The organism is Lysinibacillus sp. EB271-A1-10B (genome assembly GCF_058791335.1).
In genome coordinates, this window is record NZ_JBYTDL010000011.1 from 26,220 (window position 1) to 41,420 (window position 15,201).

15 protein-coding genes are annotated in these 15,201 nt (G+C 36.0%); 9 read left to right on the forward strand and 6 right to left on the reverse strand.

Annotated features, from left to right (window positions below; all coding sequences use genetic code 11):
• Window positions 1-2 precede the first annotated feature (2 nt).
• On the forward strand, window positions 3-842 hold the full coding sequence (locus AC3WSK_RS15040) for a CheR family methyltransferase (RefSeq protein WP_492414201.1): 840 nt from the start codon (window positions 3-5) through the stop codon (window positions 840-842).
• Window positions 843-912: 70 nt separating this feature from the next.
• Here AC3WSK_RS15040 and AC3WSK_RS15045 read toward each other — a convergent pair whose 3' ends face one another.
• The 3 genes from AC3WSK_RS15045 to psiE all read right to left on the reverse strand — a co-directional run bounded on the left by AC3WSK_RS15045 (window position 913) and on the right by psiE (window position 4,273).
• The gene (locus tag AC3WSK_RS15045; RefSeq protein ID WP_492414202.1) at window positions 913-2,049 is read right to left on the reverse strand and encodes a SpoIIE family protein phosphatase; all 1,137 of its coding nucleotides are present in this window, start codon (window positions 2,047-2,049) and stop codon (window positions 913-915) included.
• Window positions 2,050-2,212: 163 nt separating this feature from the next.
• A complete protein-coding gene (locus tag AC3WSK_RS15050; protein ID WP_427483859.1) occupies window positions 2,213-3,223 on the reverse strand; it encodes an HAAS signaling domain-containing protein in 1,011 nt (336 codons plus the stop codon).
• Between the two features lie 594 nt (window positions 3,224-3,817).
• The gene (gene psiE, locus AC3WSK_RS15055) at window positions 3,818-4,273 is read right to left on the reverse strand and encodes a phosphate-starvation-inducible protein PsiE (protein ID WP_079562438.1); all 456 of its coding nucleotides are present in this window, start codon (window positions 4,271-4,273) and stop codon (window positions 3,818-3,820) included.
• Window positions 4,274-4,510: 237 nt separating this feature from the next.
• On the opposite strand from psiE, the gene AC3WSK_RS15060 reads away from it, so the two are divergent.
• A complete protein-coding gene (locus AC3WSK_RS15060; protein WP_068985751.1) occupies window positions 4,511-4,732 on the forward strand; it encodes a phosphate-starvation-inducible protein PsiE in 222 nt (73 codons plus the stop codon).
• A 237-nt stretch (window positions 4,733-4,969) separates the two neighbouring features.
• On the opposite strand, the gene guaC is transcribed toward AC3WSK_RS15060, so the two are convergent.
• Window positions 4,970-5,953 carry a GMP reductase gene (guaC, locus tag AC3WSK_RS15065; protein WP_492414203.1) on the reverse strand — a complete coding sequence of 328 codons (984 nt, stop codon included), beginning with the start codon at window positions 5,951-5,953 and terminating at the stop codon, window positions 4,970-4,972.
• A 377-nt stretch (window positions 5,954-6,330) separates the two neighbouring features.
• Here guaC and AC3WSK_RS15070 point away from each other — a divergent pair, with 377 nt between their 5' ends.
• The gene (locus AC3WSK_RS15070; protein ID WP_079562436.1) at window positions 6,331-6,750 is read left to right on the forward strand and encodes a VOC family protein; all 420 of its coding nucleotides are present in this window, start codon (window positions 6,331-6,333) and stop codon (window positions 6,748-6,750) included.
• 61 nt (window positions 6,751-6,811) lie between these two features.
• Here the strand turns inward: AC3WSK_RS15070 and AC3WSK_RS15075 are convergent, their stop codons facing one another.
• Complete coding sequence (locus AC3WSK_RS15075; RefSeq protein WP_427483857.1) at window positions 6,812-8,761, reverse strand: methyl-accepting chemotaxis protein; 1,950 nt, start codon at window positions 8,759-8,761, stop codon at window positions 6,812-6,814.
• Between the two features lie 302 nt (window positions 8,762-9,063).
• Between AC3WSK_RS15075 and AC3WSK_RS15080 the strand changes: the two genes are divergently transcribed.
• Window positions 9,064-9,438: a VOC family protein gene (locus AC3WSK_RS15080; RefSeq protein ID WP_427415318.1), complete on the forward strand. Its 375-nt coding sequence runs from the start codon at window positions 9,064-9,066 to the stop codon at window positions 9,436-9,438.
• A 95-nt stretch (window positions 9,439-9,533) separates the two neighbouring features.
• Here AC3WSK_RS15080 and AC3WSK_RS15085 read toward each other — a convergent pair whose 3' ends face one another.
• Window positions 9,534-10,280 (reverse strand): YybI family spore inner coat protein, encoded by a 747-nt coding sequence (locus AC3WSK_RS15085; protein ID WP_492414204.1) that lies wholly within the window; start codon window positions 10,278-10,280, stop codon window positions 9,534-9,536.
• A gap of 269 nt (window positions 10,281-10,549) precedes the next feature.
• Here AC3WSK_RS15085 and AC3WSK_RS15090 point away from each other — a divergent pair, with 269 nt between their 5' ends.
• The 5 genes from AC3WSK_RS15090 (at window position 10,550) to AC3WSK_RS15110 (ending at window position 14,915) form a co-directional block, all read left to right on the forward strand.
• A complete protein-coding gene (locus AC3WSK_RS15090; RefSeq protein ID WP_079562432.1) occupies window positions 10,550-11,737 on the forward strand; it encodes an acyl-CoA dehydrogenase family protein in 1,188 nt (395 codons plus the stop codon).
• A gap of 13 nt (window positions 11,738-11,750) precedes the next feature.
• A complete protein-coding gene (locus tag AC3WSK_RS15095) occupies window positions 11,751-12,620 on the forward strand; it encodes a transporter substrate-binding domain-containing protein (protein ID WP_427483855.1) in 870 nt (289 codons plus the stop codon).
• Between the two features lie 104 nt (window positions 12,621-12,724).
• A complete protein-coding gene (locus AC3WSK_RS15100; protein ID WP_079562430.1) occupies window positions 12,725-13,432 on the forward strand; it encodes an amino acid ABC transporter permease in 708 nt (235 codons plus the stop codon).
• A gap of 12 nt (window positions 13,433-13,444) precedes the next feature.
• The gene (locus AC3WSK_RS15105; RefSeq protein WP_492414205.1) at window positions 13,445-14,146 is read left to right on the forward strand and encodes an amino acid ABC transporter permease; all 702 of its coding nucleotides are present in this window, start codon (window positions 13,445-13,447) and stop codon (window positions 14,144-14,146) included.
• Window positions 14,147-14,159: 13 nt separating this feature from the next.
• A complete protein-coding gene (locus tag AC3WSK_RS15110) occupies window positions 14,160-14,915 on the forward strand; it encodes an amino acid ABC transporter ATP-binding protein (protein WP_079562428.1) in 756 nt (251 codons plus the stop codon).
• Window positions 14,916-15,201 lie beyond the last annotated feature (286 nt).

Consider the following 15,201-nt stretch of genomic DNA (forward strand, 5'->3'; position numbering starts at 1 on the left):
AAATGGAACGATTTCCTTTGCTGCAAAAAATGCATACAGAATTAGAAATTGATTTATTACTAGAGGCTATATATCGTTTGTCGGGCTTTGATTTCCGACAATACAATCGTTCTTCTATATCACGAAGGATTTATAGTAGGATGAGGATGAGTAATATCCCAACGATTTCTCGTGTACTTGAAAAAGTAATACATGAAGATGGGTTTTTAGAGCAACTATTGAATGATTTTTCGATAAATGTTACTGATATGTTTCGTAACCCTAGTTTTTTTAAGGCTTTTCGCGAAGAGGTTGTACCTTTTTTAAGAGATTACCCTGAAATTCGGATATGGCATGCAGGATGTTCTACAGGTGAGGAAGTATACTCCATGGCTATTTTGCTACAGGAAGAAGGGTTAATGGATAAAGCGGTTATTTATGCTACGGATATGAATGAACAAGTATTGGAAAAGGCAAAAAAAGGAGTATTCCCGATTAATAACATGCAGGCATATACGAAAAATTATATACTTGCTGGAGGCACCCATGCTTTTTCTGAATACTATAAAACAGATTATCAATATGCTTATTTCCATCCGGCACTGTTAAAAAACATTATATTTGCACAGCATAATTTAGTAACAGATCAATCGTTTAATGAATTTCATGTCATTATGTGCCGAAATGTTTTGATTTATTTTTCACCTGAGTTACAAAATCAGGTTCATCATTTGTTTTCCGAAAGTCTAAGTGAAAATGGATTTTTATGCTTAGGCGATAAAGAGACACTACGATTTGAAGATATTATTTCAAAATATAAAGAAATCGTAGGAAATGAAAAAATATATCAGAAGTTAAAGTAATATAAAAAATAGGCTGTTGTCCAAGTTTCTCCATAGTAGAGACTTAGGCAACAGCCACTTTTTATGTAGTTTAATGTACTTGTATCATTAATACACACATATCATCTGGTTGATTCCCTTGTTTCTCCTTAGGCAGTATATGGTCAATCAGACGTCGAGAATGATCCCATTTCGTAGATATTAGCGTTTGTAAATGCTTCTCGGATTCCATTTCACATGGTCCCATTGTCTCCAACACTCCGTCCGTATATAAAATAATTTGCACATCCTCATTGTATTGGATGAATTGCTTTTGCACGTCAATCTCATCAAAAAAGCCGACTGCGCAGCTTCCTCGATTTAAATGTACGAGCGTTTTATCATCAACTAGAGCATAGCCTGAAGGATGACCGGCATTTACATATTCAATGGTTTTTTGTTCAGTATCAATCACTAAATAAATAGCTGTGAAATAAAAAAGATTGTCCTCTTTTCCATTTCGTAAAATTGTCATATAACGGTTTAACTCTTTTATAACTAATTCGGGATCTTCTAATTGTTTCACAGCTTCTCTTAGGACAGAGGAGATAAACATACAAACAAGTGCTGCAGAGATACCATGTCCCATCATATCAAGCAAAATGCAGGCGTATCGGTGATCATTTATTTTATGCCAATAATACATATCACCTGCTAAATTAGAAGAAGGACGATAAGAGACCTCTATTTGAATATTCTTCTCGTTTAAAGGGGCGCTCAAAAGGCTTCTTTGTACATGTGTAGCTAAATCTAATTCGTATTGTATTTTTTTTTCTTGCTGAGTATGCCAATCTAATTCTGCTTTCAATCGTAAAGCAACCCGAATTCTAGCAAGTAGCTCGGTTTTATTTATTGGCTTTGTAATATAATCTACTCCACCGATATCAAGTGCTTCCGCAAGCGTGTTTTTATCTTCTAGAGCGCTGACAAAGATAATTTGAATATCCTTTAATCGTTCATTTTGCTTAATGCGTTTGCAAGCTTCGATACCATCTACTTCAGGCATCATAATATCTAATAAAATTAAATCCACTGAATTTCCTGTTGGATTTGGCGCATCTAACTGTAAATAATCAAAAAGCTCATAGGCAGATGTTAGAGAAACACAGTTATTATAACCTGCATTTTTTAATATTTTTTCAATTACAAATAGATTGACTTGATTGTCATCTACAAGAAGAATGGTCATAATTATTTCCCCTTATTCTGTCTGAATTAGTGCAAATTATTTAATAACTCTCAACTTTATTATACAAAACATTAGAGAATAACGGTATTTTGATCGATTGGGTGAGCTTTTAAATAAGTGTAGGGCCAACAAGAAAGAGTCAGCCCCAAAACGTATTTTCATTTCAAATTTTAGCCTTTTTAAAGCCACTATAAATATCAAATGCATTTGCGACGATGGTGATAGCTATGCTGACGAACAATATTCGATCTATAGCTACCAAAATCTTAGCTGAGGTCGTTTCCGTAATCGCAGCGATATAAGGTACAGCGGGACTGTGTATGAAATCAGGGTGAATAGCCATGAGGATAAAAACAATGATTCCTGTACATTGAAGAAGAGCATTAACTACGGCAATTAACATTGTCCATTGGCCTTCCTTCAATTTCCATAATGTTAAAGCTGCACTTAATACGATACAACTTAAAATAATCGGTGCAAAGGAGAGTAAGACTTCCTGATTGAATATAGGCATAATAAATTTAAAGCCACCTTTATTGTGAGAAGTATAGATTCCTATAAGGTGATGAGCATTGAAATAGACAAAGGAGAAGATAGCAATACCTAAGAAACTAAAAATATTATCATTAAGCGAAATTGTTTTTTCTTTAGGAATTATTTTAACTTTAGTTAAATCATCAGGTGTCCAATCTGGATGGTCCTTTATAAGGGGTATTCGAATGTTACTTTCTCCAGATCGTTCTATGACAATGAAAGTAACTGTAATCCAGAAGAGTACGTAAATGATTACTGAGATAATATGAGCGATAGTTAAAGAAATAGTTTGAATAATAGCAGACAGAAGAGCGCCACCTTCTTCATTATAAAGCACAATACTGTCTATCATCTGTACAATAACTGTAATAATTATTGCCCAAGGAATAACTAATTTTATTGTCCTAATATAAGTATCAAACACTTTTGGACCGATTAATAATCGTGGTGTGTTTTGATAGCTGGATGCAACTTCTACAGGACTTCCTAGCTTCTTAAGCACTTCCTTAATATCTGATTCTGAATAATCTTCAGGTAACATATTTTCAATAGTAGATCTTAACTCTAGACTGGTTTCATCGCGCTTTTCTTTGCGGATTCTTCTAGTTACTTCATGAATATATACATCAATCAGATTCATTCTTTCCGTCTCCCTCCAATAATTCATGCTGTCCTAAATTCATAGCTGTACATTCCTTTTCGAGCTGAGCTATATGTGCTCAACCCATCCTATTTCTGAGTTATTTATAAGCACTTCCTAATGCTCTAATCGACGAAGTAACGAGTATAGTGTAATCAGTTCATAGTTACTTCTGAATGGCTTGAATAGGGGCTAGCCGTTAAACGATTTATGTAGTTGATCTAAAAAAGCACTAATAGTCCACCTCGGGTTTTTTTTGGGGTGGTAATATATGTTATTATTAAAAACTAAAATTAATGTGAAAAAAATGTTGAAAAGAGCGTGTTTAAAATAAATTCAGTGTAGGGTGGGGATGTATATGAGAATCGTTGGAAAATTATTAAAGGGAGAAGGCTGTATACATCGGGAAGGTTTACTGAACAAAAGAGACCTTTTATACACAATCAAAACAATGAGCATTATTTTCAGTATTATAGGTTATGCAACTCCATCATTTTGAAATGAACCTTAATTCCAATGAGGGAAAAGAAAAGGTAGCCAACGAATACAAAGCTCATTGTCTAAGGTTCAAGGGTTTTGATTACTGTAATAAAGCTATTGTTCTTTTTTCATAAAGAGTGACGAGCGTACAGGTCGTTCCAGTGGTGTAATATTAATAATAAAATAGCTAATAATTAATATTAAAATAATAAGTGAATAAATTAATGTATTAATGGGATGGTCATGCTCTACGATAATTAATCGAATCATGGCTGTAATCCCTATATATATAAAGTACCTTAGTGGAAAATGATAACTCTCTTTAAAATATTTAATAATCATCGTGATAAATTCAAAATACAAAAAGAAAATAAGAATGTTAGCGAGAAAAAGCTTATAGTCTCCGCCATCATTGTTGAATAATAAAATTTTAAGGAATTGAATGAGTTCTTTGCAAAGTAGGAAAGATAAAATGAGCGCTAAAAGTACAAGGCAAACATTTAGAAACAATTGTAAAGATTTCGGTACAGCCTTTATTAATTGTAAGTAAGTCGAGTTCTTTTGGTTCACAGAATTCCTCCAATCTTGTAAATCGTCCTAAGTGAAAATGAAAGATTAAATAGAGAACACATAATCATATGGTTGAGCGTCATCATTTTATGATTTGAATATAACAAATTATCGTAAATGTATAGGTGTTTATTTGTAAAGTTTTGGTATATGTTAATGAAAGAAAGTTTTCAAAATAAATTAGCTGTATGCTAAAATAGATGTGCATGAATATAAAATTTAAAAGGGGTTTTTAAAATGGCTAAAGCAGCAAAAACAGGAAAAATCACACCAGAGCGTTTAGAGGAAGCATTAAACGTACGTGATCGTCTTATTATCGAGTTACTAGTACAAGTACTTGATGAAAAGCTTGTAATTGAACGTCCAGTATTACGTGAGCGTGTAGCAAACCTTGTAGACCTTTCTGATCATGATGAAGAATTAAAAGAAACGATCCACGCTGTTATTAACAAACTATAATTTTAAGGAAAATGCTACACGTAATCGGTAGCATTTTTTCTTTTGTTGAAAAGGTTCGTTTTCAATAAAAGAATCGGTCAGTCAAGAGTCGAGAATGCTCAAGTAGCCTGAAAAACTAATCGAGTAACAGGCTAACCAAGAACCACAATTGCTCATTATTTGACCATAGGAGAAACGGAATCCAACAAAAAACCCAAACAAGAATGGAATAAATTCTTGTTTGGGTTCTTCTAGTTTTTAGTATACTTTATCTCCATTAAAAATAGAGTTTTTCACAATTACGTAATCTACATTTCGAATGGCATCTAGTTTATTGCCACCTGCATAAGAAATAGACGATTGAAGATCTTGCTGCATTTCAATTAAAGTATCTTTGATGCTGCCTTTATGTTCAACAAACATCTTTTTACCTTCAACATTTTTACGTTCGCCTTTTTGGAATTCCGAAGCAGATCCGAAGTATTCCTTCACAGTTTTACCGTCGATTTCGATTGTTTCACCAGGTGACTCCTCGTGACCTGCAAATAATGAGCCAACCATCACCATTGAAGCACCAAAGCGGACCGATTTTGCAATATCACCATGTGTACGAATACCACCATCAGCGATAATTGGCTTTGTAGCAGCTTTTGCACACCAGCGTAGTGCAGCTAGCTGCCAACCACCTGTACCAAAACCAGTTTTGATTTTAGTAATACATACTTTACCAGGTCCAATACCCACTTTTGTTGCATCTGCACCAGCATTTTCAAGTTCACGAACTGCCTCAGGTGTGCCCACATTACCAGCAATCACAAAGCTAGTTGGTAGATGTTTTTTAATATGCTGAATCATACGAATAACAGCATTTGAATGACCATGTGCAATATCGATTGTCATAAAATCAGGCACTACATTAGCAGCTGCTAATTCTTCAATAAATGTGTATTCTTCATCTTTTACACCAACACTAATTGATGCGATTAAGCCACGAGCTTGCATATTTTTGATGAAATCGATACGAGTTTCTGGATTAAAACGGTGCATGATATAAAAGTAACCGTTTTCAGCAAGCTTCACAGCAAGGCTTTCGTCGATAATGGTTTGCATGTTTGCTGGTACAACAGGAAGCTTGAATGTATGACCGCCTAAAGTAACAGAAGTATCACATTCTGAGCGACTTTCTACAATACATTTTGCGGGAATTAGCTGAATATCCTCATAGTCAAATACGTTATCCATTATAAACACTCCTAAAATACGAATATTTTTTAAGTTTTGATTTAAATCGTTCGTCATTTGGTAATTTACATTATTTTCGAGTAAATGTCAAAGCTTTTATCTAAATTAATAAAAAATTAGCAGGAAAGAACAGGAATTAAGCGAAATATATAGTTACATCTCTTTTTGTTAGAGTGAGGAGGCGGTGTAAATTTATTTTATTCAAAGGTTAAAAGTAGTTAGAGGAAATCCTGAGCTTTTGTAGGGAAGTAAGCTGTTATTATTGTTTGTTAAAATAAGGAAAGTGATTTTTTGATTGCTTCGTCTAAGATTTGAACTATTAGTTATTAACCGTGTAAAATAAAATTGTTTCGAAAATGACAAAGGGAGTGTTGGAAATGGCAGTAGAGGTTTACTTAAATTTTAATGGGAATTGTCGAGAGGCTGTAACTTTTTATGAGACAGTTTTTAATACAAACAAGCCTGAAATTATGACGTTTGGAGATTCACCACAGAATCCAAGTTATCCATTACCAGAGGAAGCAAAAGATCTTGTCATGCATACGCGACTTTCGATTTTTGGTAGCACTGTAATGTTCTCAGATACATTTCCAGGACACCCATTCACGATTGGAAACAATGTAACATTAGCCGTTGTCTCAGGCGATGAGGCCCAGATGAGAAAAGCTTTTGATGGCCTTAAAGAAGGTGGCAAAGTTACGATGGAGCTACAAGAAACGTTTTGGAGTAAATGTTATGGCTCCCTTACTGATAAATTTGGTGTTGAATGGCAATTTAGTCATGAGGATAATAGATAAAATTACTTTTAAAAAGCACAATGTTTTTGGAAAATTCACCATTAACATCGTGCTTTTCTTTTTAGTATTTAAAACGATTCACATAACTTTGTAATTCATCAGCCATATCGAGAAGTGCTTTTGAGGCTACAGCCATTTCCTGTATCGAAGACAATGTTTGTTCAGTAGAAGCGGCAACTTCCTCTGACGCTGCAGCATTTATTTTAGCATGATCTGTTAGCTCTATAGCTGTTGCAGAAACTTCTTCAACTACTGCTGACATCTCCTGAGCAGATGCAGATATATCCTCCATTTTCGGAGCAATTTCGTGGAGACGCTTAATGATACTTGCAAACTTTTTACTTGTATCTTCTGTTAGCTGTAAACCATCCTGGACATCGGCTGAAGTCTTCATCATTGTTTGAACAGACTTAGCCGTATCTTGCTGAATGCCAGTAATTAGTGCAGAAATCTGCTCTGCCGATTGATGAGATTGCTCTGCTAACTTCCGCACTTCATCGGCGACTACTGCAAAGCCTTTCCCGTGTTCTCCAGCTCGCGCTGCTTCAATAGCAGCATTAAGGGCAAGCAGATTTGTTTGCTCTGAAATAGCGCTAATAATTTCTAAAATAGAACCAATTTCTTTTGTTCGATCATAGAGAGATTTAATCATCGTATCCGATTGTGTCACAGATTCATGAATCGAGACCATTTGATTAACAGTTTGTTCTACTGCTTGTCCGCCTTCATCGGCCAATTGTATAGCACGGCTCGATAAATCGGAAACCTGCATTGAGCTATCAGCGATCTCGACGACTCCTTTTGCGATTTCCTCAATAGAAACAGCATTTTGGTCAATGCTAGTTGTTTGTTTCTCTGTACTGACAGCAACCTGCTGCATAGCTTCAGTAACTTGCTCAGAAGCAGCGATATTTTGTTCGGCATTCGCAGATAGGCCATGCGCCGAAGTTTGAACATGTTGAGAGCTTTGATCAACGTTACGAATAAGTTTTTTTAAGTTAACCTTCATGGCGATAAAAGCTTCTCCAAGCTGTCCAATCTCATCTTTCGAATGATTGTCAATAAACTCTGTTAAATCGCCCTCGCTAATTTTTATAGCGCTTTGTTTAAGTCGATTGATCGGATTAACGACTGATTTGATCATGAATAGCATAAAAATAATGCCAACAGTAATAGAAATGGCGATAATTATTAAATTGATATTAAATGTTGAAGCAGCAGCGTTTGCAGCCTCAGCTGTAAACATGGTACCAACGACTTTCCAGCCTGTTAGCTTATTTGTAACAAATTGAAGTTGTCGATCTTTTTCTATAACAGTACCACTATCTTGTTCATAGATTTTAGTAATATAGCTTTCTGTTGCTTCAGCACCACTTTCTTTATTTGGTTGGGCAATATAAATTTTATTACTATCTAAAAGTGAAGCAAAGCCAGTTTTTCCAATGCGTATATCATTCGTGATGGTACTTAATCTAGATATATTTACATCTAGCCCTATTACCCCTGAGCCGTCTGGTAAAGCCTGAGTAATCGTAAGAACGATATCACCTGTAGTCTGTGTAACGTATGGAGCAGTAATAGATACTTGGCCCTTGCTATCTACAGCTTGCTTATACCAAGATCTTTTACGAGGGTCAAACCCACTAGGGTATTTTTGAGCAGGTTCATCCAGTAGTCTGCCATCAGAGGTTCCGATATAAATTAGCTCCACCTCGGGATGCATGTTCATGTATTCGTGGAAAAGAGATTTAAGTTCTGTAGTTTTACCTTCTTGTAAATAAGATTGATGGAGCTTGTTTGAAAAATATTGAACGTCTTTCACTTTTGGCTCAATCGTGTTAGTAATATTCGTATTAAGCATGCGCACACTTTCGGTTGCACTTGCTTGCTGTTCTTTTGAAATTTGCCTTCCGGCACTTTGGTAAGACACAATTCCAATTAACAGTGTTGGAATGAGAAGCATTGCTAAAAACGAAAAAATGAGCTTTTTCCTTAAACTTAGTTGTTTCACTTGAATTATCCTCACTATGATCTAGTATTTTGTACTTTTTTATCACCGAATATTGAGTAAGTAATAATGCCTTAGTGGATGGTGATAAAGTCTATACATTTACTTTCTATGTAAACAATAGACAGCTAGGCTCATTTTACCAAAAATAAAATAAAAGTTAAGTATTTTATAATAACTGTTCACTATATAGTAAATATCATCAATGGATACTTTAAAATTCGCCTAAAAACGGAAACCGCTAAATGACATATAAAGCTACTTTTTGATGTATACTAATGCTCAAAAGAGGAGGGAATTGTTTCATGATTCGACAAATTGGACAAGTAATGTTGTATGTAAATGATCAAGATACTGCCGTGAAGTTTTGGACAGAAAAAGTTGGATTTGTTGTAGTTGCTGATCAGGAAGAGGGCGGAGTACGCTGGATTGAAATTGCTCCTACTAAAGAAGCTCAAACTACCTTTGTTTTACACAATAAAGAAATCATTGCAAAAATGCAGCCTGACTTAAATTTAGGGACACCATCTATAATGTTTTATGCCGACCATATAGAAGATCTATATCAAGATTTTCAAGCAAAAGGCGTTAAAGTTGGGGATTTAGTAATGATGCCAATGGGTAGAGTTTTTAATTTTGCTGATCACGAAAATAATTATTTTGCATTAGTAGAAAAATAAGGTTTGTCCTACCTAGAAAAGGCAAGAATCTGTCCAATTTCGATTGCGGAAATCGGGCAAATTCTTGCTTTTTCCTTATATTAGGACATAGTAACTTATTTTAAATCTTCGCCAAAAATGGCTACAGTTTGACGGTCAACGCTAAATTCATTGCCATCCCATTTCAAAATATTTTCTACATAACCTAATCCATCGGCATGAAATCTGCCTGCTATAGCCTGATACGCTAAAATCTCATATATGCCATCTCGTTCATAGTCGACCGGATACAATCCGCTGATTGGATCAACCCATCCTTGAATTGGTTGCTTTAGTGTACCGTCTTGATTATAAATATCTGCTAAATAATCTGGACCTTTGTATTGTAAATCGATGATATATTGTTTTTTTGGATTCATGCTACGCACGGCCACTTTATATTGATTTTGATAATTAACAGTGTATTTAAGCGTATTACTATACGCTTCTGCATCAAAAATTGAGCGTATTTTCCCGTTTATTGAGGCAAACATTTCGCCGTTGATAATACCGCCACTACCCCCCGTGTCGGAAATAACTAAAATATCATCTAGATGATTCCCGGTAAAGTCACCTAAAAATATAGTTGGGTTGTACCCGACGCTTTGTTTCAGCATTATTTTTTCGAATTGGTGCGTCTGTCCGTAAAATATCGCAAGCGTTAGGTTTTTCCACAAAGGGCTATCTGGTGTTTTATTCCCCATCAAAAGAACAGTTTCAAGTAAGCCATCTCCATTAATATCTCCAAATTTCGTCTGAATAACCTGAGGGGTCATAGGCGAAATAGGCATATTATTTAAGGCCGGATTCATATTATTAGTCATACATGCACCTCTTTCTATAGTGTTAGCATATGCTGTAAATATGGCTTGGTGAAAAAAGAAGATGTGTTAGTAATGACTATAAAACTTATAAAAAAACTTATAATTAACCCATTGACATATTTAAATGTGAAAAGTATTATAAATGTCAACGAATCAGAAAATTCAGTACCACGCATTCTCTTGCTACAAAATGTAGTTGGAGATTTTTTACAACATTAATTCTTAGTAAGTATATATGTTTTATATATTTTGGGAAGAAGGAGATTTTCTTGAAAAATTTATTTGTTAAAACGAAGCAACAACAGTATTGGCTCGATCAGCTAGCATCTATTTCTGAGTCAATAAAGGCTGAAGCTAAAGAAGTAGATGAACAATCTCGTTTTCCATTCGAAGCACATAAACTACTTCTGCAAATTGGTTATCCAAAGCTAACTTTACCGAGAGAATATGGCGGTGAAGGATTATCGGTCTACGATATGGTACTCGTTCAAGAAACGTTAGCGAGCTACGACGAGAATGCTTCACTCTCGCTAGGATGGACATTAGGTGTTGTAGGTGAACTATATGAGAAAAAGCTATGGACAGACGATTTACTAAGTTCGTTTGCTCAGGAAATAAAGAACGGTGCAATTATAAATAGGGCTGCGAGTGAAGCGGCAACAGGTAGTCCAACACGTGGAGGGCGACCAGGAACGAATGCTGTTTCAAAAGAGGCAGGTTGGCTCATAAATGGGCGTAAAATCTTTACGACAGCCTCCCCGGTACTAGATTATTTCTTAACATCAGCGTGGATTGAGGAGAAAAATCAAATTGGTTACTTCCTTATCCATAAAGATGCACAAGGGCTTTCAATTGAAGAAAACTGGGAAATGTCTGCAATGCGAGGCACAAGCAGTCATGACCTAGTGTTAAAAGATGTAGTCGTTCCTACGAATCATTTAGTAGAGTTACCGAGTCACCCAAGTGGTGGAAAAATAAATGGTTGGATTCTACATATACCAGCAACATACTTAGGGATTGCGCAGGCAGCACGCGATTATGCACTGCATTTTGCAAATCATTATCAACCTAATAGTTTAAATGCTCCGATTAGTACATTACCAAATGTGCAGCAACTTCTAGGTGATATTGAATTGAAGCTATATCAAGCGCGCTTTGTACTGTATGGGGTTGCCGACGCTTATGATGACCCAGCTAGACGTGAGCTTTTGGCAAATGAAATGGCAGTTGCTAAGCATACGGTGACAAATTTGGCGATTGAAATCGTCGATAAGGCAATGCGTGTAGTAGGAGCCAAAAGCCTACAATTAACGAATCCATTACAGCGTTATTATCGAAATGTGCGTGCGGGACTTCATAATCCACCGATGGATGATATGACAATTATAAAATTAGCGAGTACAGCAATTGAACAGCAAAAATCGACTGAACATCAATTACAAAACAATGGAGAATAAGGGGAAATGACATATGTTTAAACAAAAGAAAAAGATTTTCCAATTGGCCGCAATCGGGTTGGCTTCACTGGCTATTTTAGCAGGCTGTAATTCAGGTGAAGCTTCAGATAAAGATTCAGAGGATGGCGGGAAAGTACGTACAGTGAAGGTTGCATTTGACCAAGCGTCTAAGCCAATTAGTTATCTAGATGATAACGGAAATCCGACTGGCTACGATGTGGAAGTCATGAAGCTAGTGGATGAACAGTTACCTGACTATAAGTTTGAATTTGTAGGCACGACTAGTGATGATTTATTAATTGGTGTTGAGCAAGGGAAATATCAAGTTGGAATAAAAAATGCCTTCTTTACGCAAGAGCGTACGGAAAAGTTTATTTTCCCTAAAGAATTTTTAGGCTTAAGTAGTGCGGGTTTAGTATTACGTAAAGAGGATGAAGGTGTAAAAACATTAGCCGACTTTGCAAAAAAAGATTATTCATTAGCACCAATTGCTGCGAATAATGCTCAATATACAATTATTGATGAATATAATAAAGCCAATCCAGACAATAAAGTAAAATTACAGGCTGGAGATGCGTTCACTGTCGATGTTGTGCAATGGGTAAATGAAAAACGTGTCGATGGCGGTGTCATGATTGAAGGTCCATTTAAACAACAAGTTTTAGCAGAAGATGGCCCCTATCATAATTTAAAGGATGACGTAGTTTACAACGAATTTTCCGTTATTAAAACATGGCCGTTATTCAATAAAAAGGAACAAGAATTTGCAGATGCTTACGATAAAGCTATAGCAAAAATTAAAGAGCAAAAGAAAACAAATGAATTAAGCACTAAGTTTTACGGTCGAGATTTATTTGAAGTGTTAGAAACCGTGAAGCGCTAATAGGCGGTAGCGGCTACTACCAAATAAAAGGCTGTTGAGTCAGTATACTCAGCAGTCTTTATTCATAGAAATAGAATCTTATAAATATAGAAGTTGGTGAGGAAATGGAGAAGTATTTTGATGCATCATACATTTGGAACTCAATTCCTGTATTATTGCCGTTTTTAAAAGTGACCTTCCTAGTCGCAGGATCTTCCATTGTACTAGGCACAATATTTGGCTTACTATTAGCGGCTGCCAAGTTAAGTTCAATAAAATTGCTGCGAAAATTAGCAAACTTATATACAACGATTATGCGTTGTACACCATCTATCGTCTTATTATTCCTGGTCTATTATGGTGTTCCAGCGTTAGCGGAAAACTTCGGCATAAATCTCCATTCAATTGAAACAGCCATTTTCGTAGTCGTAACGTTCACTTTACAGTTTGCAGCGATTATGTCAGAGGTTATTCGTTCTGCTTATTTAGCGATTGATAAAGGGCAATTTGAAGCGGCTGTTAGTGTAGGATTAACGCCATTCCAAGCTTATCGCCGTATTATTTTCCCGCAGGCACTCGTTATTGCTTTACCGAACTTTGGGAATGGAATGATTGCGTTATTACAAGAAGGAGCGCTCGCTTATACAATCGGCTTAATTGATATTGTCGGTAAGGCAAATTTAATTATCGCAAGTAATATTAATGCACATGCATTAGAAATATATATCGCTTTAGCCATTGTTTATTGGGTGTTGTCGATTATTATCGAAAAATTCTTCTCTATGCTAGAAAAGTTTTTTGGTAAGGGGAAAAAGACATTAGAAACAACGTAAGGAGGCGTAACTGTGAATTATCAATTTTTAGTTGAAACATTTTTTGTTGCATTATCAGGTGTACCTATCGCACTCCTTGTGACAATTGTTGCTATGCTTGTTGCTTTACCACTAGGCTTCCTACTAGCACTAACACGGATCAATAAAATCCCGGTGATCCATTATTTAGCAAAGGTATATGTCTCCTTTGTCCGAGGTACACCAATAATCATTCAAATCTTTATTATTTATAGTAGTATTCCATTACTACTTAAAATTATTTTTGAAAAATATAATATTGCCTATGATATTTATAAAATCAATCCGATCTGGTATGCATTTATTGTCTTCGCATTTAGTACGACGGCAATTTTAATAGAAGTATTTCGTTCTGCTTTAAGTACGATTGATAAAGGTCAGCTAGAGGCGGCTCAAGCAGTAGGCTTAACAACATTTCAAGCTTATCGCCGTATTATTATTCCGCAGGCTTTAGTAGTAGCGATGCCGAATATTTGTACAGCCACAGTCAATCTCATTAAAGCGACGTCTTTAGGCTATGCAATGTCCTTACCTGAAATTACATTAAAAGCTAAAGTAGCTGCCAATGTTGGCTACAATTACGTGGAAGCATATATTGATATTTTCATTGTGTACTTAATTTTATGTAGTACGGTCGAATACATTTTTAAACGATATGAAAAACATTTAAGTAAATTCAAAGTGGCAAAAGCCTAAGGGGTGAACGAGTATGTTAGAAATTAAGAATATCCATAAATCATTTGGTAGCAATGAAATTTTAAAGGGTGTCGATTTAGCCATTGATAAAGGAGATGTTGTCGTTATTTTAGGTCCCAGCGGCTCAGGAAAAACAACATTATTACGTTGCATTAACTTTTTAGAGACAGCCGACCAAGGACATGCGACATTTGGCGATATCCAAGTAGATTTTCAAAATATGAAGAAGAAGGATGTACATTCTATTCGACAACGTGTAGCCTTTGTATTCCAAAACTATAATCTTTTTACGAATAAAACAGCGCTAGAAAATGTGACAGAAGGGCTTATTATAGGACGTAAAATTCCCAAGGCCGAAGCCATTGATATTGGTAGAAAAGCGCTTGATAAAGTAGGTTTATCAGAAAAATATGATGCCTATCCAAGTCAATTGTCTGGAGGCCAGCAACAACGAGTTGGTATTGCCCGGGCCGTAGCGTTGAACCCTGATATTATTTTATTTGATGAACCGACTTCTGCACTTGACCCAGAGCTAGTAGGAGAAGTCCTTCAGGTTATGAAAAACATTGCAGCGGAAGGGACGACGATGCTTGTTGTCACACATGAAATGGGCTTTGCAAAAGACGTAGCCAACCGAGTAATTTTTATGGACGGTGGTGTCGTTGTAGAAGAAGGAAGCCCTCATGATATATTTGTTAATCCGAAAGAGGAGCGCACGAAGAAATTCTTAAAACGTGTTATTCCTGAGGATTATAATTACTATATTTAAAAAAGAGAATCTGCTAGCCTTCAATTGAAGCGGGCAGATTCTCTTCTTTATAGAAAATCAATTATGCTTTGGCATAATAGCGTCCGGAGTCGGCTTTGTGCTTAGGCCTGCAGATGTTTTTTGTGCGAAAGCGAAGCGACAGCAACATGTTTTTGTCTGTGCGAAAGCGAAGCGACAGCAACATGTTTTGTCTGTGCGAAAGCGAAGCGACAGCAACATGTTTTTGTCTGTGCGAAAGCGAAGCGACAGCAACAACAACAACACGAGGGACGACACGATGTCGGTC